The following is a 19,501-nucleotide window of genomic DNA, read 5'->3' as shown; positions in this document are numbered from 1 at the left end:
CGGGTGCGCGGGGTCGTGGAGCAGGCGGGCAGGGCTGCCGACGGCGGTGCCGTGACCGTCGACCGTCGCCGCGACCCAGCCCCGAAGTCAGTGCCTGCGGAGCGACCCGACCGCGGCGAGAGTACGCACCGCCGCGCCCTTCAGGGCCGGCTGGCTGCGCACCAGACGGTGTGCGGCGCGGACCGGTTCGCGACGCAACCAGTGCAGCGCGGCACCCGGACCGGGCGTGCGCACCACTCCCTCATGGACGGACAGGTCCGCCGTCTTGAAGGCGTTCTTGTAGGCGGCGTCACCCCTGCCGAAGTCGAACAGCCGGATGCCCGACGCGGCGGAGGCTTCGATCATGCGCAGATAGAGGACCCGGCCCGGCGAGTAGGCGGCCAGGGCCCGGTCGTAGGAAGGGAACCAGCACGAGAAGACCGTACGGGAGCGCAGCCCGAAGTGCGCCGCCACGGGCCGCTCACCCGCGTAGAGCACCGACAGAACGCCAGAGCACTCGGGATGGGCCATGGCGGACAGCTGGCGCACGAGTTCCGTGATCCACGGCCGCGTGAACGGGTCGCGGCGGCCCGTGCGGCGGTAGTGCGCGGACTTCCACGCGATCAGGGTGTCCAGAACCGTCGGATCCCGCTCCTCGTACACGAAGCGCACCGGGCCCAGACGCCGGTCCATACGCCGCTCCTGGGCCCGCGCCGCCTTCAGAAAGCCACGTGAGCGGGCGCGCAGATGGGCCTCGTACTGCCCGAATCCGGACGTGAGATCGATGACCGGTGAGGCGAACCTGCCCGTCGTGTAAGGGAGAAACAGCTCCTGGCCGCTCTCCAGATGGTTGAACTCCCACGCGCTCAGCGAGCAGGCGCGCATGAGGTGTTGTGGGTCCAGACGCGCCTCCGGGCGCACGACGGCCCCCTGGCAGTCGGAGACGCCCAGGCCGACCGCGCCACCGTGACCCCAGCGCCCTCGCTGGAAGGGGAAGTAGCCGACGGGTTCGCCGTCCTGATGAACGATCGCCACCTGCGTGTCGGGGCGCACACGGCCGACCGCCTGGGTGAACGGGGCGCTCATGAAGGGGTTGGTAGTGGCCGCGCCGGGCGGTGCGCTCTGAAGCTCGCGCCAGAGGCCGAGATCGGCTGAGGTCATCTCACGGGGGTGGACAACATGGATACGGGTGGTCATGAAAACTCCTGGCCGCGCGTGGTCGCTCTGAGGACGCCGCGGTGCAGTTCAGCACTGCGCGAGGCGTCCGGGAAGGTGGATCGGCTGCGCGCCGGGGAGGGCCCCGGCGTCCGACCGGTGCGGCCGGCAGGAGTTTGACGACGGCGTGCTCGTCGTCGTCGGGCGGCACGGTGCAGCGGCCCGAGTCCGCTGAAGCGGGCCGGAACGCGTGGGCGCAGGTCAGGGCGCGAAGGCAGTGCGCCACGACGCACAGCACTTCCTGCACCCGGCCGGGAAGCGGGGTCCGCGGCGATTCGGCGGTACGCAGAGCCCACACCGTGACCAGTGCCGCCCCGGCGTACACGGCGCTGCCCGGCCCGTTGTGGAAGCCGGCCTCCGTGCCGCCCGCCCCCGCGCTCGGCAACGCGAACCAGCCACAGGCAAACACCTGCGCGAAGGCCATGGTGGTGAGATCGCACGCCAGAGGCCGGGACCCGGACGAACGCAGCAGACCACCCACGAACAGGACGGCCGCCACTTCGGCGACGCCGACTGCCGAAGCCGCGCCGCCGAAGGCGACGTGATGACCGACGGCTGCCAGCGCTGTCGCCCCCACCGTGAACGAGGCGGCAGACCTCACGCCTGTCGCGGCCGTGCCGCCCGGGGGGCGGCGGCATCCAGGGATTGGCCAGAGAAGTGAACGCGCCGTCATGACCCGCCCATCGTCCGTGCTCGGCCGCCGTCGAGGGCTGTGAACAGCAGAACTGCCCGAGGGGAACGTCCGGTCGAGGGTTCACGGCATCGGGCGACGGGGCGGCTGGGGGAGGCCCGGGAACAGTCCGGAGGCCCCTCACGCGGCGGAGCCGACGCGACCGCCGCCGAGCGGAGGCCCTTGCCGTGAGGGACCGCCAGCGGCGGAGCAGGGTACCGGAACCCTCCGCGGAGGCCGGGCTAATCGTCGAGGTACCGGTGTCTGACGTCGCCCGGCAAGATGACGAGTCGCCCCTCGCGGACCTGCCATTCGGCGGTCCCCTCGATCTCGTGGCTGGCGAGGAACAACCCCCTGACGCGGTCCCCGTCGGCGTCCGCCGGGATCCGCGCGATCTCTCTGATCTGGCCGACAAGCCAGTCCACGGCCGACTGCCGGATGTCGGCGCCGTAGAAGACGTAGTGCGTCCAGTTGATGTGCTGACGAGGTGCGCCCCATCCGTGGGAGTAGTGCTCATCCTCGTGAGACGAGATGATCTGCTGGATGGCGGCGAGCTGCTTGTCGTCGCACTCCAGCCATCCTCTGACCGACACATAGACGCCCACGGGCTGGTCCTGTCCCTTCTCGCACAGGGGCACGGCGATTTCGGCAAGCCCACGAGACCGGTGCCTCCGGGCCAGGGAACGTCACGGGCGGCATTCTCGCCGGCTGAGCACCGCACCATGATCAAGCAGGTGGCCTTGCAGATGAGGGGTGCGTCGTTCCTGGTGGCGGACTCACCGCACGGCACCTGGAGACCAAGAACAATGGTAAGTCGGCCCACTAATGTCGGGGGCATGACGACTACCCATACCGGCAGTGCCTTCGACGTGCTCCGTCTCGACGCCGTGACCGACCAGCAGGCGCTGCGCCGGGTCTACGAGCTCCCCGGCGACGCGGCCGTACGCAAGCAGATGACCGAACTCACCGACCAGACCCGCAGGTTGATCGGCTGCTCATCGCTGGTCTTCGTGGCCAGCGCGGACTCCGAGGGCAACTGTGACGTCTCCCCGCGCGGCGGCCCTGCCGGGTTCGTCGCCGTCCTGGACTCACGGACGGTGGCGGTACCGGACGCGACCGGCAACAAGCGTCTGGACACCTTGCAGAACGTCATCGCCACCGGACGGGCCGGGCTGCTGTTCGTCATCCCGGGGCGCACCACGACGCTGAGGGTGAACGGCCGGGCCTGCGTCTCCACCCGCCCGGAGCTGCTGTCACAGCTGACCGCCGTCGGCAAGCCGCCGGCCAGTGCGCTGGTGGTCGGCATCGAGGAGGTCTACCCGCACTGTCCCAAGTCGCTTCTGCGCAGCGGCGCGTGGAAGCCGGAGCAGTGGCTGCCGACGGATGCCCAGCCGTCCTCGGCCGAGGTGACGCTGGCTCAGCTGCGGATGCCGGAGTTGACGATCGCCGACATCGAGCAGGCGGAGGCGGATTCGCTGAAGTACCGGTACGAGTAAACGGCTGCCCTGCGCCCCCTCAATCGCTTGCCTTCGCCGAGCCCTCGCACCGGCACGCCCTCAACGGGATACGCAGGGTGGACGTGTGTCACGGAACAGGCGGGGCCGCGGCAGAACCGGTCCACACCGGACCCGGGGTCGTCCCAGCGGCAGCGATGGGGACCAGCGGGGTTCCTCCCAGCGGCACCGATGGGGCCAGCGGGGGTCCAGGGCGCACGGTCGAAGGCCACAGGCACGACTCGCCGTGGGCGCGTGTCCACGGAATCCACGATGGGTTGCATGATCGTTATCCCGCTGGAAGGGGACACAAGTTCTTGATCGGTTAACTTCTTCCGAGAAGGCGGTCCGAGGAGAACCACCCGCGGTGTCCGTGAAACACAGGGCAACGGCACCTCCCGCCATCGAGCGGCGCTACGGCGCGACTTCCGCAAGGGGCACAGGGGGATCCATGGGCACGTCAAATGGTGCACAGCGCAGAGGCGGCCGCAGGCGCCGCGAGGGCCTCACCGCGCGGGTGGGCGTGACGGCTCTGGCGGTCGTCGGCACGGCCGTACCGCTCGGCGTCGGGGCGCAGCCCGTGTCGGCCCAGGAGGCGTCGGCCACGGGCTTGTCCCAGGAGATCGTGGTCCCGCCCGCGGACCGGGTCACGCCCCGCAGGGACACCCCGTTGGCCGCGGGCACCACCGGCTTTCTGCACGAGCAGGAAGGACTGACCGGCTACACCTGGACCGACTACGTGTCGGGGACTTCGAAGGCTGTGCCGGGCCTTGATCTCGTGCCGTCCGGCACGATGGTGCGCCCGGTGGGCGCCGGGGGTGATCTGCTGGCCCTCTGGCCGAGCCCGCTCGAGGGCGCCGGCCGGTACACGCTGCTCGACCCGCACACCGGTGAACGCCGGGAGGTCCAGCTGCCCTACGGATACGGCTTCCGGGCCGCTTTCGGCGGCAAGATACTCGCGGTCACGAAGTCCGGCATCGCGCCGGCCGCGGCCATGCTTCTGGACACCGGGCTCGAGGCGACGGAGCCGCTGCGCGTCACCGGCCTGCCCGAGGGAGCCCAGCCGGGCAGTCTCGTCGTGCAGCCCAAAGGCACCGACGAGCACGTCGCCGTGGTCTCCTACTCGCTGGGCAGCACGGTCCGCTACGGCCTGCTGGACGCCGCCACCGCGATGATCACCCCGCTTCCCGAGACACTGAGCGGCTCAGGACTGACCGTCTTCCTCACCGCGGACCGCATCGCCTGGTGGAGGCAGAGCACCGGCCCGCTGCGCTGGGCGCCGCGCGATGACATGGCCTCGCAGGGCCGTGAGGTCCCGCTTCCCTCAGGCGCGGTACCCGTCGCGCTCCTCGGCGGCACGGTCCTCACCACGAGTCCCGAGGCCACGTCCGGACTCAGGCTCGGCAGACCGCTGGCAGCGCAACCGCTCGACGGCGGCGACCCGGTCCCCGTCCTCGACCACATCACCGGCACCAGCCTGTGGGCGGCGGACGGGAGCGCGGTCTTCGTCGGCGGCTCCGGCGCACGCGACTGGGCCGTGCACCGTTTCAGCACGGCGTCCGACGGGGCGCTGACGCACCGAGCGGTCCAGCCGCTGCCTCCGATGCCCGCCGATGTGCTGGGCGTCGCCCTCTACCGCGGCACGCTCAACCGGGTCGCCGGCGCGGACGGCATGTACGCCGTCCACCAGCAGGATGTCGGCACCGGCCCCGTCCCCGTCGCCGGGCCGGCCGAGCCGGCACCCGCGGGGCTTCCCGCCTCCCTCGTGCGCTGCGCGACCGCGGTGGACTGTGTCCGGATCGTGGAGGGCAACGGGTACGGACTGTCGTTCCTGTCCACGGCGAACGGCCGGACGTATCTGGAGACCCGGGAGGACGCCTACACCTCGCACATCGTGATGGAACTGCCCGGCAGCGGCGGTGCGGTCAGGGACGCCTCCTCGCCGTACGTGGTGGTGGACGGCGGATCCCCGCGCACCCAGTATGTGATCAGTCCCGGATACCACAAGGTGGTCCGCAGTCGCCCCGTCCAGGCTGCGGCGCTGTGGTACTTCACGCTGTGGAGCGCATCCGCCGCCAGCCCGGGCACGCTGACCGCGGAGACCCTCCACCTGAACGCCGCCACTCCCGGCACACCGGCGCGCACCGTGCGCACAGGAGTCGCCTGCGTGCCCACCGACCTGCAGGCCACGGCCCGATGGCTGTACTGGTCCTGCGGCCAGGGCGAGCCGGCCGGCGTGTACGACCTGATGAACAACCGCGCCATCGCGCTGCCGTCGGGCCCGGCCATGCTGGGCGACGGCTACGTCGTCCGGCACGACCAGGGGGCGGGCGAGCTGAGGCTGACGGACTTCCACTCCGGCGGCGCCCTCGCCGAACGCGTCGTCGCGGCCCTGCCCGCCGGCCCGCTCGCGGACGACCGCAGGATCACGTGGACGGTGGACAAGTACAGCGGCCACATCGCCTACGTGGACGCCGACCGCCATGTGCACGTGATCGCGGACGGTGTACCGGACTCCGCCCCGGTCATCGGCGCCTCGGGTGCCTCCGAGAACGTCGCCCCTCGCGCCCCCTCGGGGATCTACGGCATCTGGACCGCCTCCTTCCTCCCGAGCCGTCCTGTGGACTCCTGGGAGCTGGCCGTCACCCATCGCGCCACCGGACGCCGGGTCGCCCTGATGAAGGGCGGAGCCGAACGAGGCCACGACAGCATCAAAGCCCGGTGGGACGGCAGGGAGTCCAGCGGCGCGTCGGCTCCGAGCGGTGTGTACACATGGCAGCTGACCGTCACCTACGGTGGCGGCACCGTGCCGGTGCGGCTGGGCAGCGGCACGCTGGGGGTCCTGTGCGGAGGCCTGCCGACGCACGTCTACGACTGCGACGGCTTCCCCGACCTCGTGGCGGTCCACAAGGACGGCAGGACCGACTCATGGGAAGGACACCCCCAGGGACGCTTCTACAACCGCAGCTACACCGCGAACTGGCCCACCACCTCCGTCCTGGTGGCCGCGGGCGACCTGAACAGTGACGGAAACGCGGACATGCTGGTGCGCAGCGCCGCCGGTGAACTGCGCGCGTACTGGGGCATCGGCCAGGTGTACTTCAACCCCGGGATCAACAAGTCGACGCGCATCGGCACCGGCTGGGGCATCTACAACGCGCTGACCTCGCCGGGAGACCTCAACCGGGACGGACACTCCGATCTGGTGGCCCGTGACCGCGACGGCGTGCTGTGGCTGTACGCGGGCACCGGCAGGGGCGGGTACAAGGCCAGGGTGCGCATCTCCACAGGGCTGGCCGGATACACCGCCTTGGCCGGCGTGGGCGACCTGAACGGCGACATGGTCGCAGACCTGCTGGGCCGGGACAGGTACGGAAACCTCTACCGCTGGTACGGCAACGGCGGGGGAGGTTTCGGGGGACGCGTGAAGATCGCCTCGGGTTTCAACGGCTACAACGCCCTGGTGGGCGTCGGCGACCTGACCCAGGACGGGCGCAACGACCTCCTCACCCGCGACAGCGCGGGCAACCTGTACCGCTGGTCGGGCAACGGAAAGGGCGGCTTCACCAACCGCACGCGGATCGGCACCGGGTGGGGAATCTACAAGGCCCTCTACTGATCACCGACGAGGCTGTGTTCAGGCAGCCGTACGGCCGGGATCGGCCGGGTGCTGGCCCGTGAGGGTCGACTGCCTCCGCCCCGCCCGCGGACGACGACCCGGTGTGTTCGGGCCGATGATGCCGTCAGCCGTCAGCCGTCAGCCGTCAGCCGTCAGCCGTCAGCCGTCAGGGGCCGGGACAACCGGGACCACCGGAACCGCATCGGCGCTGGGCGGGTGCTCGGCTCCGGACAGGCGTCGGCGTCCGGCGGGCACCGGGTGGGAGGCATCTGCGTCCATCCGGGCCCGCGGTCGGGCCGGATGGCTGCGCCCGACGTGAGTACATTCGCAGTCCATTCGTTCCACAGGCCGGACACAGACGGCCGCACCCCGTGGTCGGCGTCGTACCTTGCCGTGCGAACGGCAGCACAGTGGGCGGCGGTGGCACACCGCCAGGGGAGGGACGCATGGGGCGACCGAACTCGTCCGACAGGCCTCGGTCGCGGACTCCCGGAGGGATCGCGTACGAGGTACTGGGGCCGGTGCGGGTGGTGCGCGAGGGCGAGGCGCTGCCTATCCGGGCGCCCAAGCAGCTCGCGCTGCTGGCGGTGCTGTTGCTGCAGGGCGGGGAACTGGTCGGCCGGGCGGAGCTGGTCGACGCGTTGTGGGGCGTGGATCCGCCGCACGCGGTGGACGGGCTGGTGGCCACCTACGCGGCCCGGCTGCGCCGGGTGCTGGAACCCGACCGGATCCGGCGTACGGCACCCCGGCTCCTGATCAGCAGCGGCACGGCGTACGGGTTGCGACTCGAGCGGGACGAGCTGGACCTGTGGCGGTTCGAGGACGCGCTCGCCGAGGCACGGCGGGCACGGCGCGGGCGGCGGATTCCCAGCAGCCGGGCGGCCTACGAGCACGCCCTGGCGCAGTGGCAGGGCGGCGAGGCCCTGGCCGGCATACCCGGGGACTATGCGCGGGCCGAGCGCGGCAGACTGGGGGAGCTGCGGCTGGCCGCAGCCGTCGAGCACGCCGAGGTGCTGCTGGAGCTGGACGAGCAGGCGGAGGCCGCCGAGATCCTTGGGGAGCTGGTGCGCGACTTTCCGCACCATGAGCGGCTGAGGACATTGCTGATGCTCGCCCTGTACCGCAGCGGGCGGGTACCCGAGGCGCTGGCCACGTTCCGTGACGCGCGCAAGGTCCTGGTGCGCGACCTCGGACTGGAACCGGGCCCGGAACTCACCCAGACGCACAGCCGCATGCTGTGGTCGGATCCGACCCTCAGCAGGTCGCGTCCCGCCGGAGCCGTGGAGGTGCCCGCCGAACTCCCGCGGGACATACCGGACTTCATCGGACGGGAGCCCGAGCTCGGCGAGGTGACGGCGCTGCTGGAGCCGCGCTGGACACCGACCTCGCCGGGGCCCTGCGTGGTGGTCACCGGTGCGCCCGGGGTGGGCAAGACGACGCTGGCGGTTCATGCCGCGCACCTGGTGAAGGAGCGCTTCCCGGACGGCCAGCTCTACGCCGAACTCGGCGGCGGAGCGGACCTGCCGACGGATCCCGCCGAGGTGCTGGGCCGGTTCCTCGAGGATCTGGGGGTCCCGGCGCGCGGTGTCCCCGACGGGCTGGAGCGCAGAGCGGCACGCTTCCGGACGCTGTCGGCGGAGCGCTCCCTGCTCGTGCTGCTGGACGACGCCTTCGACGCCGAGCAGATCCGGCATCTGATGCCCGGTTCCTCCCAGTCGGCCGTGCTGGTCACCAGCCGCGCACGGCTCAGCGACCTGCCGGGCAGGGCCTCCGTCCTGCTGGAGGAGCTGGACGACCTGAGGTCGCGCGAGCTGTTCCGGCGGGTGGCGGGTGAGGCGGGGGTGGACGCGGAGCCGATGGCCGCGGAGGCGGTCGTGCGCGCCTGTGCCGGGCATCCTCTGGCGCTGCGGCTGCTGGGAGCGCGAGTCGCCGACCATGGGGCCGGTGAACTGCCTTTGCTGGCTAACCGGTTGACCCGTCGCGGGCCCCGTCTGGCGGAGCTGGCGGCGGGCTGTACGTCGGTGACCGCCGGGTTCCGTGTGGTGTACGAGCGGCTGAGGGCGGGTGCGGACGGTGCGGCGGACGCCCGCTGTTTCCGTACTCTGTCCACCCTGGGGACGGCGGAGTTCGGCGCGTTCGCCGCGGCGGCGGCGCTCGGGACGACGGAGGACCGGGCGGCCCGGTCACTGAGCGAGCTGAGGGAACTGCACCTGCTGCGGCCCGGCACGGCTCCCGGCCGCCATCGCTACCACGACCTGCTGCGGGACTTCGCCTTCGGACAACTCGGAGCGGACGAGGCAGAGGAAGCCTCGCTGGCCCTGCTGCGTGTCGTCGCCGCCTACGAGGAACTGGTACGGCACGCGGACGCGATCCTGCGGCCTGGGCGTGCCGGCGCCGTCACCGAGTCGGCCGCGCCGCCGAACGCGCTCGGTCTGCTGCGGGAGGAACGGACGACGCTGGTGGCGGTGGTCTGCCGTGCGGCCCGGCTGGGAGTGCTGAGGGCCGAGCGGCTCGCCGAACTGACCACGACGATCCGGTCGTTCCTGCACCGCAGTGGTCACTGGGACGACTGGGAGGCGCTGGCCCGAGCGACCCTGCGTGTCGTGGAACAGGAGGGCGGGGAGAAGGAGCGGCCCCGGGCGGCGGCGCTGGCCCGGCTGGAGCTGGGCACGCTGGCCAGTACCCGCAGCAGTCTCGTGGAAGGTGAGCGGCAGCTGCGCCTCGCCGTAGGTCTGTTCCGGGCCGCGGGGGACTCGCTGGGTGCCAGCAGGGCGTTGAACAACCTGGCCATCGACGGGATCGCCCAGGGCAAGTTCGAAGAGTCGGCCGCCTGGCTGGAGGAGGCGTTGTCCACTCAGCGGGCGGCCGAGGACACCCTCAGCATCGGGATCACGCTCGACAACCTCGCGCTGCTGAACCTGCGTCAGGGTGCGCTGCGCGAGGCCCGGGCCTTCGCCAACCAGAGCATCGCGCTCTGCCGGCGTACGGGCTCTCCGCTGCTGGCCAGCGTCCCGCTGAACATCCTCGGTCTGGTGCTGAGCGCGGAGGGCGATCTGTCCGGCGCGGTAGCGCGGCAGAGGGAGAGTGCCCGGCTGGCGCGGGAACAGGGCAACCTCTACCGGGAGGCGTGGGCGTGCTTCGACCTGTCGGTGGCGCTGCGGGAATTCGGTGACCTGAAGGAGGCCACGGACACCGGCCTGGAGGCGTTGCGCCTCCGGAGCGAGATGGGGGACACCGAGGGGCAGCGCAGTGCGCTGGAGTCGCTTGCGGTGACCCATGACCAGGCCGGCCTGCGGGAGGCCGCGGCCGAGTGCCGTCGGCGGGCCGCCGAGCTGACCGACTGAGGCGGGACCCGTCGGCGGGCCGCGAAGGGACGCGGGTGGGGCGGCGGCGGGCTCCGTCCGGCGTGGTCCAGGACAGGGATGCCTGCCCTGGACCACGACCTGGGGTCCTTCTGACGGATCTCCGCGGTGTCGCGACGTCCGGCACGCACGCTCGCACCGAACGCCGCTCCTTCTCCGACGGAGATCCATCAGAAGGGCCCTGGGCGGAGCGGGCCGGTCGGCCGCAGTGTCAGGCGACCATGACCGGAAGTCCCAGGGCGTAGGCGATGGCCTCGCCGCGCCTGCGCAGTCCGAGCTTGGCGAGGACGTTGGACACGTGGTACTTGACGGTGCTGGTGGTGACCGACATCAGCTGGGCGATCTCCGCGTTGGACCGGCCCTCGGCGAGCAGCCGGAGCACCTCCCGCTCGCGGCGGGTGAGTTGGGCCTCCGCACCGCTTCGCGCCATCGCCGATGTGGCGGAGCCGCCGGCGAGCAGGTCCATCATCCGCCCGGTGACCGACGGGGACACGTACCCGTGTCCGCCGGCCACCGCATGGATCGCGGTCGTCAGCTCGTCGGCCGCGTGGTGGAGGTCCAGCACTCCCCGCGCGCCCGCCGCGATCATCTCGAACGCCGGCCGGGGGGCGCGGTCCGCCACGAGCACGACCGTGCGGCATCCCGGTGCCGAGACCTCCCGTACCGCCTCGGCGGCGTGCGCGACCGGAGGGACGAGCAGGACGATCGGCTGCTGCCAGGTCGTCAGTTCGCCTGCCAGCGCGGTGTGCCGGGGTTCGTCCAAGACGACCTCCACGTCCCGTAACGCGCTCAGCCTGTCACGGACGCGCTGGGTGGCGAGGGTACGCGGGAGGCACAGGGCCACCGGGATGCGGACTTCGTGGTCGTCCTGACGCCGCACCGGTGCGAGTCGTACCGAGGGTGTGAGGGGCGAGCCGCGGTGGAGCGCCGTCATGAGCCCGCCTCCTCGTGGTGTCCCGGCATGGGTCTCGGGGAGTCGGGTGGAGCGACGGGTGGTCGTGCGGTGCAGGCGAACCGGCACCAGACGGTCTTCGTGCCGTCGGTGTTGCGGCGGTAGCCCCAGTTCTGGGCGAGGGCGGCCACGAGCCGCAGGCCGCGGCCTCCTTCGGTGATGGCGGTGATGCCGGGGGCGCTGGTGGGGCGGAGCACGGGGGGCTCGGGGGAGTGGTCGGTGACCTCCAGCGCGAACGAGGCCTCCTGCACGAACAGTTCGAGACTGACGGGCCCTCGCGGGGCGTGCCGGATCGCGTTCGTGACCAGCTCGCTCGCCACGAGCAGGGCGTCGTCGAGCGCGTCGGTCCGGTCCAGTGCGCGCAGGGACGTGGCCACCAGGTGGCGTGCTCGCGCGGGGAGGCGGTCGTCGGGCGCTCTGCGGAAGGAGGCTGCGGCGACGGGAGGCGATCCGGTGGTGGGCGCTGCCGTTTCGTGTCGCGCGGCCTCGGACGAAACGCGGTCCATGTGCGTCACGGTCATCGTTTTCCCTGGGATTGGTTGGTGGAGTGAGACGGCGACGGCCATCACCGTCTCGTCGAGCACCACACCTCATACCGATGTGGCGCCGATCGGCTTGCATCCCCCATAGCAGTACGGTCTGTTGCGGTGCAGAACGTATCGTGACTGCTCGATCACGGCAACTGTTGTGGGGAATCCGAGCGGCTCGACGCGTTGTCAGTATGAAGCCGATCGGGATGCCGCATGGCCGAGCCGCACTTGCGGTCGGCGCATTGTGGTGGCGTTCCCCGATGGCTACGCTCGCGAGGCTCACGCCGTTCGGACGTGGGTATCCTGAACGGTATTCAAGGGCTGGAGGGGGTGGCGAGGGATGCTGGAGACCGGGACGCTGCCGACGTTCGCGGAGATCCTCGACGAGCTCTGCCGCCGTCCACCGCACCGTGGTGGCCGCCTGTCGAACACCGAGATCGCCCAGCGGGTCAACGCGCAGGGCGGCAGCATCACCGACGGATACGTATCCCATCTGCGCACGGGGCAGCGCGACAACCCCACCCTGCAGACCGTCCAGGACCTGGCGGCCGCACTGGACGTGGCCCCGGCGGTGTTCGTCGGAGGCCGGCGCGAGCGACTCGGCGACGAGCGGCCGCGTGACTCCTTCCCGGGCAAGCTCAGGCAGCTCTTCGCGGTCGTGCATCCCGCGGGGCGCGGACCGTACACGCCGGAAGAGGTGTCCCGTGCCTTCGCCGACAAGCGGGACTACGGCTCCATCTCCGCCAGTTACCTGCGAGAACTGGTCAATCCGCCTGCCGACCGGCTGCCCAATCCCCGGCTGAAGCACCTGCTGGGCCTGGCGGACCACTTCGGGCTCTCCGACGAGCAGGGCCCTCAGGCCGCCTACTTCCTCGACGACCGGCTGGCGGAGACGATCGACGCGGAACTCGACGACTACGTCGCCCTGCGCGACTCGGGCGTGATCGAATTCGTGACGCGCATGGCCGAGGAGGCCCCGCACTGGAGCCCCGAGGTGCGCCGGCAGGCGGTCGACGCCTTCGTCCAGGCGGTGCACACCGGTGACCCCGCCTGGGTGTTCCCGGCCCGGAAACAGAAGTGACCCGAGGTGCCGCCCGCGACGGGGCGGCGCCTACTCGTGTGGTGGGACTCCACGATGTGCGGGGACCGGAGCACCGTCCGGTGAATGGAGCGTGAATGTACCGGTCCCGCCCTTGACGGGACCGGGGCGGCCCCGGTCGGAGCGGTACACCCCGAGCACGGTCCCGATGGCGCGGTGCGCCCGCCCCACCCCGGCTGAGCTGGGACGACGTCGGGGAATCGTCGGCAACCGGCCGGATTTCCCAGGCGTGGGCACTGCGCCCGGACGCCGATCGGGACCGGTCCCGCGCGTCGCGACGGCGGCCGCCGGCAGGTGAGTGCCCCGTTCCGCTGTGGCTGATCCGTAGTAGTTTCGGCGCGTTGCGTGTCGTGAGCAGGTGTTGTGACGATCCGTCAGGGGGCATGCGCGGTTGGACCGGCGGGAGATGGAGCGGCTGTGCGACCGCGTGGTCGACGGCATGGACGTTCCGCAGGACACCGGCTACCGCGCCATGTGCCAGAAGCTGGGCCAGACCATGAGCGAAGTCCTGGGGGCCTCCGTCGAAGTGCGGTTCTTCACCGGCCGCGGAACCCCGCTCACCGGGGCGACGGCGCGGCGCGCGGACGGAACGTATCTCGTGTTCTGTGTGAAGACGCGCTCCTGGTACCACCGACTGGGCATCCTGCTGCACGAGTTCGCGCACATCCTGCTCGGGCACGAGCCCGTCGACGTGGGCGGTGAGGACACCGTCCGTCGGCTCGCCCCCAGCCTGCCGCGGAACATGGCCAGGGTCATCGCCCGGCGCACCACCCACTCGGTCGCGGAGGAGGCGGGCGCCGAGGAGCTGGCGGACCTGCTGATAGAACGGCTCACCGAGCGGCGTACCGCACACGGCCCGGGCCTGCCGGGTGACTCCCCGCACGTGCTGCGGGCGGCGGAGGACCTCGGGCTGATGGAGCGCAGACGCCGGGCCGACTGACCTTCACCGTCCATGTGCCAGGGCGCGCAGGCGCCGCGCGGAAGGGAGTCCTGTGTCTCCTCAGGAGAAGGCGTCCATCGGCACGGCGCTGCTCGGCGCGGGGCTGCTGGCCTTCGAGGTGTGGTGGCTGCGCGGCAGCCGGACGTTCCTCGCCCGTGCCATGTGGACCTGTGTCGGCTTCGCCGCGCTGGCGTTCGTCTGCGACGTCCCGTCGTTCTCCGAGTGGGCGGGTGAGGCCTCGGGCGTGCCCAACATCTCCAGGCTCGGTGCCTACGCCTTCGCGCTCGGCTCGGTGGGGTCCGCGCAGATCCTGGCCCTGGCCTGGAGGTTCCCCCTCGGAGAGGTGCGGCGGCGGCTGCGTCGCCTGGCCTTCGGGTGGGGTGCCGTGATCCTCGCCGTCGTGCTGCTGTTCGCCGTGTCGGACGTGCCCGTCGAGCGACCCGACGACTTCCCGGTCGCCTATGGTCACCAGCCGTCCGTCGCGGCCCTGTCCACCGTGTACTTCTCGGCCCTCGCGGCAGGCAGCCTGCGGCTGACGTGGTGGATGGTCTCGTGGGCCAGGGGTGCGAAGTTCGCCCGCTTCACCTGGCTTCGGATCGGCCTGATCCTCTACGCCTGCGAGACCTTCACACTGTCCCTCTGGGCGCTGACCGGGCTCGGGTGCACCGTCCCCGCCTGGTTCGGGCTCGGCGTCTCCGGCCGGCTGTACAACCTGGGCGCCTCAGTACTGCTGCCCCTGGTCGGCGTACTGCTCTGCGGCGCCCTCCTCGTGCCCGTGGCCGCTCCCCGGCTCGTCCTGCTGCGGGTGTGGCTGAACCGGTGGCGGGCGTTCCTGCTCCTGCGTCCCCTGCACCGCCGCCTGCTGGCCGGCTCGCAGGGCCATGTCCTGGTCGCCGCCGGCAAGCGGTTCGACCCGCACCACCGGGTGCGGCGCATGGTCATCGAACTGAACGACCGATGGGCGGTACTGAGCCTGTTCTACGACCCCGACGTGCGGGAGTCCACGGAACGCGCGGCGCGGGAGCGGGGTCTGCCCGATGCCGTCGTCGAGGCCCTGGTCGAGGCCGCTCAGCTGCGGGCGGCGGCACAGGGACGGGGGGACGGCGACGGAGCACCCCGCCCCGCCGCCCACACGGCCCCGGACTCCGAGGCGGTCGACGGCAGCGGCGGTGTGGACTCCGAACTGCGCTGGTGGATACGGGTGGCCCGCGCCGACCGCCGTCCGCTGCCGGCCGAGCACACGTCCGGTCGGCGTCGTGGCTGACCGGGCACCGCACCGCGGCCCCGGCGGCGGGACACGGCCGACGCTGGTCTTTCGGCCGGGGCGCCGCCGCGACGCTGTGCCTAGTGTCGAAGCCGTCCCCCGAGGGCGCGATGACGGAGGTTGGAGTGCGAACTGGGCGGTACGCACTCGACTCGCGCCCCCGGACCGGTGTGTGCAGCGGGACCCGTCGGGGTGCGTTCCCCTTCCCCGGCCGGGCCGCCGAACACCTCTCGCGGGTCGACCGCGGGTACGGGACACCTCCTGGCCCGTGGCGTGTCCCGCGTCCTGCGGCGGCGAAGCCCGCGATGGACATGCCTCCCCATCGGACACGGCACGAGCCAGGAGCCCGGGACGCGAGGGGAGCACGGCGATGAGCGACCCGGTCCGCGACCGGATCCGTGCCCACGTCGGCTCCCGGGTTCCACGCGTCGTGATCGGCGACGATCAGCCTGTCCTGACGGGGGGCGTCGATCCGGTGTTCGCCGTGGAACTGGTCCGCTTCCTGGAGACGGCTTTCGAACTGCGCATCCCGGACTCCGAACTCCGCCTGGACAACTTCAGAACGATCGACGCGATGTGCGCGCTCGTCGACCGTGTCGCGGCTCAGGCGACACGGACGTGAGCGCGCCCCACGGGGGAGCGGCGGGTGACCACGGGGACCGAGGAGGTGGAGCAATGGTTCCCGGGCTGGACCGCCGCCGGGGACCGCGCCCGGCTCCTGTGTCTGCCGCACCTGGGCGGCGGTCCCACCGCGTTCGCGGGGTGGCCGCGGCTCATGCCCGGGATACAGGTGTGCCCCGTACGGCTGCCCGGGCGCGGGCCCCGCTACCGTGAGCCGGCCCCGTCCGGCGTCGACGACCTCGTGGAGTCGCTCGGCCGTGTGCTCTCGCACGCTCCGCGGCACACCGGCCCGCTGGGTGTCTACGGGCACGGCCCCGGCGCGGCGGTGGCCTTCGAACTCGTGCGCGCGCTGCGCCGGTCGGGCGGGCTCCCGGCGCAGACCTCTCTGTTCGTCGCCGGCCGTGCCGCACCGCACCTGGAACCACGTTTCGCGTCGATGAGCGAGCTGCCCGACGTGCGCCTCACCGCTCTGCTGTCCGCGCTGGGCGGCACCCCGGTCCAGCTGTTGTCGGACCGGCATGTCACGGGCCAGGTGCTGACCACCGTACGGGCCGACCTGCGGCTGCATGAGACCTACCGGTACCGGCCCGAGCCTCGGCTGTCCGTGCCGGTCACCGTCTTCGGCGCGACGGACGACCCCCTGGTCACCTTCGAAGAGGCGGCCGCATGGGAGCAACTCACCGAGCACACTTGCGTGTTGCACATGCTGGAGGGCGGCCACCTCGCTGTCCTCGACCACCGGAGCACCGTGACGAGGGCCATCACTCAACTGCTGCGCCCGCCGCGGTGAACCGGACACCGCGAAGCGCCGCGCCCCCGTCGGCCATCGGGGCGGGCTACAGCGGCGCGGCCATGTCGCGGCGCGCTGGGCCGCGTTCGGGTTCCGCGAGGATCTGCCCGGCGGCCGCGGCGCCCTCGGCCGGCCCGGCGGCTCGCTGCAGACCGCTCAGGAGGTGGCTGCGCGCGGTGATGCCGAGCTTGTGGTAGACGCGGTGCAGATGGTTCTCCACCGTGCGTACGGAGACCACCAGCCGACCGGCGATGTCCCGGTTCGACAGGCCGGTCGCCGCGAGCGCGGCGACCTCGCGCTCGCGTGGCGTCAGCGGGTCCAGGTCCTGCTGTCCGGGGCGGTGCGGAGCCAGCCACGGCGGCAGCGCGGCGCCGAGCACACGCAGTTCCGCACAGGCGGCCCTGGCCGCACGCCCCTTGCGGTGCTGTCCCGAGGACCTGAAGACACGGGCCGCCTGCGCCGCGGCCTCGGCGGCGAGCGGCAGCGCGCCCATGGCGCGGAACCCTTCGGACACGGTGAGCAGGGCGGCCGGATCGCGGTCGGCCAGGGCGCGTACGTGGTCGCCGATCAGTTCCAGGAGGCCGCCGCCCCGCCGGGCCGCGCGCAGCAGGTCCGGGTCGGCGCGGCGCGGGGCGGTGCCGTTCGTGACGCGGGCGGCGAGATGCAGGGCGATCAGCGCGCGCACGGCCCGGCCGGCGGCCCGGGCGCGTTCGGCCACGTGCAGGGCCTGGGCGACGGCCAGGGCGCGGTCGCCCGCGTGGGCCCTGACGAGGGCGCCTTCGCAGGCGATCTCGTCGTCGGCGCAGGGCGAGAGCCCGTCGGCTGTCGCGCGGACCTCGACGAGGGCGCGGAGCGCCTCGGCGGTGCGGCCGGACTCGGCCAGCGCCCCGGCCAGTTGGGCCAGCGGGGTGGTCTGCCAGGCGGGGAACTCCGGCGGTGTCGGCGCCGCGACCACCCGCCGCAGCAGTGTCACCGCCTCCTCCGGCCGACCCGACAGCCGCAGCACCCTGGCACGGGCGATCATGCCCTGCGTCGGCACAGGGCTGTCGCGGGTGTCCGCGTGCAGGACGGCCGACGCGTCGGCGGCGCCCGCGAGGTCACCGAGCAGGTAGGCGCAGTGTGCGGAGACGGCGTCGGTCGTCGGCCGGGAGCCGGGGGCCCGGTGCGCCGAGGCGGCCTGGTGGCGACGGACCAGGGCCAGGGCTCCGGCAGGGTCGCCCAGTTCGGCGCGGGCGAACGCCACCGTGGGCACGAGCATCGGGACGACGGCGTGAGACGTGGATGGTGTGCCCAGGGCGGCCTCCCCGATGGCGACCGCCTCGGGGAGCCGGTCGGCGAGCATCGCGAGCACCGCCCGGCAGGCGTCCAGGACGCCGCTGTCGCCCGGGCCGACGGCGGCGACGGCATGTGCGAGGACCGCCTCGGCTTCGGCGACACGCCGCAGACCGCAGGCCAGGTTGATCACGCGGGCGTGCACGGCGGCGTCGTACTCGTCGCGTGGCACCCTTGCCCCCGCGCCGAGGCCCGCGGCCAGCACGTGCTCGGCGTCCTCGGCCCCTCCTTCACCGGCCAGCGCCCGGCCCAGCAGGAGTGCCGCCCTGACCGGGCCGGCGATCCGTCCCCGCGCTGCCGCCCGTGTCAGGGCGGCACGCACGATCGCGACAAGCCCCGCCGAGTCGGCCGGCCGCGCGGGGACGACCGTGTCCGACTGCGAGTCCCGCAGTGCCGCCAGGCACATCCGTGCGGCCAGCGCGAACTCCCGCCGACGCAGCGCCACAGCGGCGGCCGGGAACAGCTGCTCGGGGGCGGGTACGGCATCGGCCTCCAGCCGCAGTGACACCACGCGCAGCAGCTCGTCCTCGCCTCCGGTACCCGACCGTTCGAGCGCGTCGGCGATCTGGCGCCGCAGTCGCTGGGCGGTGAGATCGGACATGGCCGAGACCAGCACGGCCTGGCCGAGCGGCGACGCGAGTCGCAGACCGAGCCCGGCCCGTGCGCGCTCGACACGTACGAGGCCGCGCAGGTCCAGCGACTCGGCCGCCCTGGCCAGACCGAAGTCCGAGACGATCTCCATGTCCAGCCTTCCGGCCACCGCGAGCATGTGGACGAGTTCCTGCTCCTCGGGGTCGAGGTCGCGCAGTCCGACGCGCACGACCTCCGACAGACGCCCTCCCGGATTCCCGCTCAGGCCCTGCCAGGTCCAGGTCCCCCCGACGCGGCGCAGGGCACCCTCCTCCAGCTCGTGCTCGACCAGCTCCGTCAGCATCAGCGCGTTTCCATGGGTGGTGTCCCACAGCTGTTCCACGGTGGGGGTGCCGACGTGGCCACCGAGACGCGCTCGCAGGACGGTGCCGAGCGCGGTGGAGTCGAACGGCGCGACCTCGACGCGGTCGACGAGCCTGTCCACCCAGAGTTTGTCGATGCCGGCCGGGGCGGGCGCGCCCTGGCGCGTGACGGCCAGCACGCCGATCCGCCGGGCCGCCACCAGCCGGTGCAGCCGGTCGCCTGCCGCCGCGTCGGCCAGGTGGGCGTCGTCGATGCCCACGAGCGGGCGAGGGGCGCCGGCGTCGTCCCGGGTGGCCGGCTCCACGAGGTCCAGGCACTCGTCGAGCGAACCGAAGCCGCGTGCCGGGGTTCCGCCGTCGACGCCGGCGCCGACCGAGAAGACGGTCCTGCCCTCGTCGGCGGCGTGGCGCAGTGCGGTGGTCAGCACGGTGCTCTTGCCCACCCCGGCGGCGCCCACCACCAGTGCGCCGCGGTCGTGTTCCAGGGCGTGGTGAATGGCGTCCAGCTCCTTGTCACGGGCCGCTGTCCGCCAGCAATTGGCCTGGTCCGGTGGCATCTGCTGTGTGACCCCCACTCAGAACGGCGCGGTGCGCGATGACTTCCGGGAAGCCGCCCGCGGCCGATGCGACCGTCGAGCGGCACGGGGCAGGCCTGCCAGGAATCAGGGCGCGGTGTGAGTCC

General features: G+C 72.5%; 13 protein-coding genes. 8 read left to right on the top strand and 5 right to left on the bottom strand.

The window, feature by feature from the left end; all coding sequences use genetic code 11:
* Positions 1–87: 87 nt before the first annotated feature.
* On the bottom strand, positions 88–1,176 hold the full coding sequence (locus ACFYR0_RS28970; RefSeq protein WP_389334332.1) for a GNAT family N-acetyltransferase: 1,089 nt from the start codon (positions 1,174–1,176) through the stop codon (positions 88–90).
* Between the two features lie 930 nt (positions 1,177–2,106).
* Complete coding sequence (locus tag ACFYR0_RS28965) at positions 2,107–2,469, bottom strand: hypothetical protein (protein WP_389334329.1); 363 nt, start codon at positions 2,467–2,469, stop codon at positions 2,107–2,109.
* Between the two features lie 231 nt (positions 2,470–2,700).
* Between ACFYR0_RS28965 and ACFYR0_RS28960 the strand changes: the two genes are divergently transcribed.
* From ACFYR0_RS28960 to ACFYR0_RS28950, 3 genes are all read left to right on the top strand, one after another.
* Positions 2,701–3,360 (top strand): MSMEG_1061 family FMN-dependent PPOX-type flavoprotein, encoded by a 660-nt coding sequence (locus ACFYR0_RS28960; protein WP_389334326.1) that lies wholly within the window; start codon positions 2,701–2,703, stop codon positions 3,358–3,360.
* A 448-nt stretch (positions 3,361–3,808) separates the two neighbouring features.
* Positions 3,809–6,976: an FG-GAP repeat domain-containing protein gene (locus ACFYR0_RS28955; protein ID WP_389334323.1), complete on the top strand. Its 3,168-nt coding sequence runs from the start codon at positions 3,809–3,811 to the stop codon at positions 6,974–6,976.
* Positions 6,977–7,422: 446 nt separating this feature from the next.
* Positions 7,423–10,320 carry a BTAD domain-containing putative transcriptional regulator gene (locus ACFYR0_RS28950; protein ID WP_389334320.1) on the top strand — a complete coding sequence of 966 codons (2,898 nt, stop codon included), beginning with the start codon at positions 7,423–7,425 and terminating at the stop codon, positions 10,318–10,320.
* 229 nt (positions 10,321–10,549) lie between these two features.
* Here ACFYR0_RS28950 and ACFYR0_RS28945 read toward each other — a convergent pair whose 3' ends face one another.
* Together ACFYR0_RS28945 and ACFYR0_RS28940 are read right to left on the bottom strand one after the other, a co-directional pair.
* On the bottom strand, positions 10,550–11,272 hold the full coding sequence (locus tag ACFYR0_RS28945) for a LuxR C-terminal-related transcriptional regulator (protein ID WP_389334317.1): 723 nt from the start codon (positions 11,270–11,272) through the stop codon (positions 10,550–10,552).
* Complete coding sequence (locus tag ACFYR0_RS28940; RefSeq protein WP_389334314.1) at positions 11,269–11,796, bottom strand: ATP-binding protein; 528 nt, start codon at positions 11,794–11,796, stop codon at positions 11,269–11,271. The genes ACFYR0_RS28945 and ACFYR0_RS28940 overlap by 4 nt, the downstream gene beginning before the upstream one ends.
* Before the next feature lie 364 nt (positions 11,797–12,160).
* On the opposite strand from ACFYR0_RS28940, the gene ACFYR0_RS28935 reads away from it, so the two are divergent.
* The 5 genes from ACFYR0_RS28935 to ACFYR0_RS28915 all read left to right on the top strand — a co-directional run bounded on the left by ACFYR0_RS28935 (position 12,161) and on the right by ACFYR0_RS28915 (position 16,534).
* Entirely contained in the window at positions 12,161–12,901 is a 741-nt protein-coding gene (locus ACFYR0_RS28935) for a hypothetical protein (protein ID WP_389334311.1), read from the top strand.
* Between the two features lie 409 nt (positions 12,902–13,310).
* Positions 13,311–13,859, top strand: coding sequence for a hypothetical protein (locus ACFYR0_RS28930; RefSeq protein ID WP_389334308.1), 549 nt, complete (start codon positions 13,311–13,313; stop codon positions 13,857–13,859).
* Between the two features lie 52 nt (positions 13,860–13,911).
* A complete protein-coding gene (locus ACFYR0_RS28925) occupies positions 13,912–15,123 on the top strand; it encodes an MAB_1171c family putative transporter (RefSeq protein WP_389334305.1) in 1,212 nt (403 codons plus the stop codon).
* 370 nt (positions 15,124–15,493) lie between these two features.
* Positions 15,494–15,745: an acyl carrier protein gene (locus ACFYR0_RS28920; protein ID WP_389334302.1), complete on the top strand. Its 252-nt coding sequence runs from the start codon at positions 15,494–15,496 to the stop codon at positions 15,743–15,745.
* 24 nt (positions 15,746–15,769) lie between these two features.
* Complete coding sequence (locus ACFYR0_RS28915) at positions 15,770–16,534, top strand: thioesterase II family protein (RefSeq protein ID WP_389334299.1); 765 nt, start codon at positions 15,770–15,772, stop codon at positions 16,532–16,534.
* Between the two features lie 46 nt (positions 16,535–16,580).
* Here ACFYR0_RS28915 and ACFYR0_RS28910 read toward each other — a convergent pair whose 3' ends face one another.
* The gene (locus ACFYR0_RS28910; protein WP_389334296.1) at positions 16,581–19,376 is read right to left on the bottom strand and encodes a LuxR C-terminal-related transcriptional regulator; all 2,796 of its coding nucleotides are present in this window, start codon (positions 19,374–19,376) and stop codon (positions 16,581–16,583) included.
* Positions 19,377–19,501: the final 125 nt, after the last annotated feature.

Origin of the sequence: Streptomyces sp. NPDC005017, assembly GCF_042873115.1 — a bacterium.
Taxonomy (GTDB): domain Bacteria; phylum Actinomycetota; class Actinomycetes; order Streptomycetales; family Streptomycetaceae; genus Streptomyces.
This window is presented reverse-complemented; position numbering and strand designations above follow the sequence as displayed.

Coding starts and splice junctions, on each gene's coding strand:
- ACFYR0_RS28970 (WP_389334332.1), bottom strand. CDS start 1,176: ATGACCACCCGTATCCATGTTGTCCACCCCCGTGAGATGACCTCAGCC.
- ACFYR0_RS28960 (WP_389334326.1), top strand. CDS start 2,701: ATGACGACTACCCATACCGGCAGTGCCTTCGACGTGCTCCGTCTCGAC.
- ACFYR0_RS28955 (WP_389334323.1), top strand. CDS start 3,809: ATGGGCACGTCAAATGGTGCACAGCGCAGAGGCGGCCGCAGGCGCCGC.
- ACFYR0_RS28950 (WP_389334320.1), top strand. CDS start 7,423: ATGGGGCGACCGAACTCGTCCGACAGGCCTCGGTCGCGGACTCCCGGA.
- ACFYR0_RS28945 (WP_389334317.1), bottom strand. CDS start 11,272: ATGACGGCGCTCCACCGCGGCTCGCCCCTCACACCCTCGGTACGACTC.
- ACFYR0_RS28940 (WP_389334314.1), bottom strand. CDS start 11,796: ATGGACCGCGTTTCGTCCGAGGCCGCGCGACACGAAACGGCAGCGCCC.
- ACFYR0_RS28935 (WP_389334311.1), top strand. CDS start 12,161: ATGCTGGAGACCGGGACGCTGCCGACGTTCGCGGAGATCCTCGACGAG.
- ACFYR0_RS28920 (WP_389334302.1), top strand. CDS start 15,494: ATGAGCGACCCGGTCCGCGACCGGATCCGTGCCCACGTCGGCTCCCGG.
- ACFYR0_RS28910 (WP_389334296.1), bottom strand. CDS start 19,376: ATGCCACCGGACCAGGCCAATTGCTGGCGGACAGCGGCCCGTGACAAG.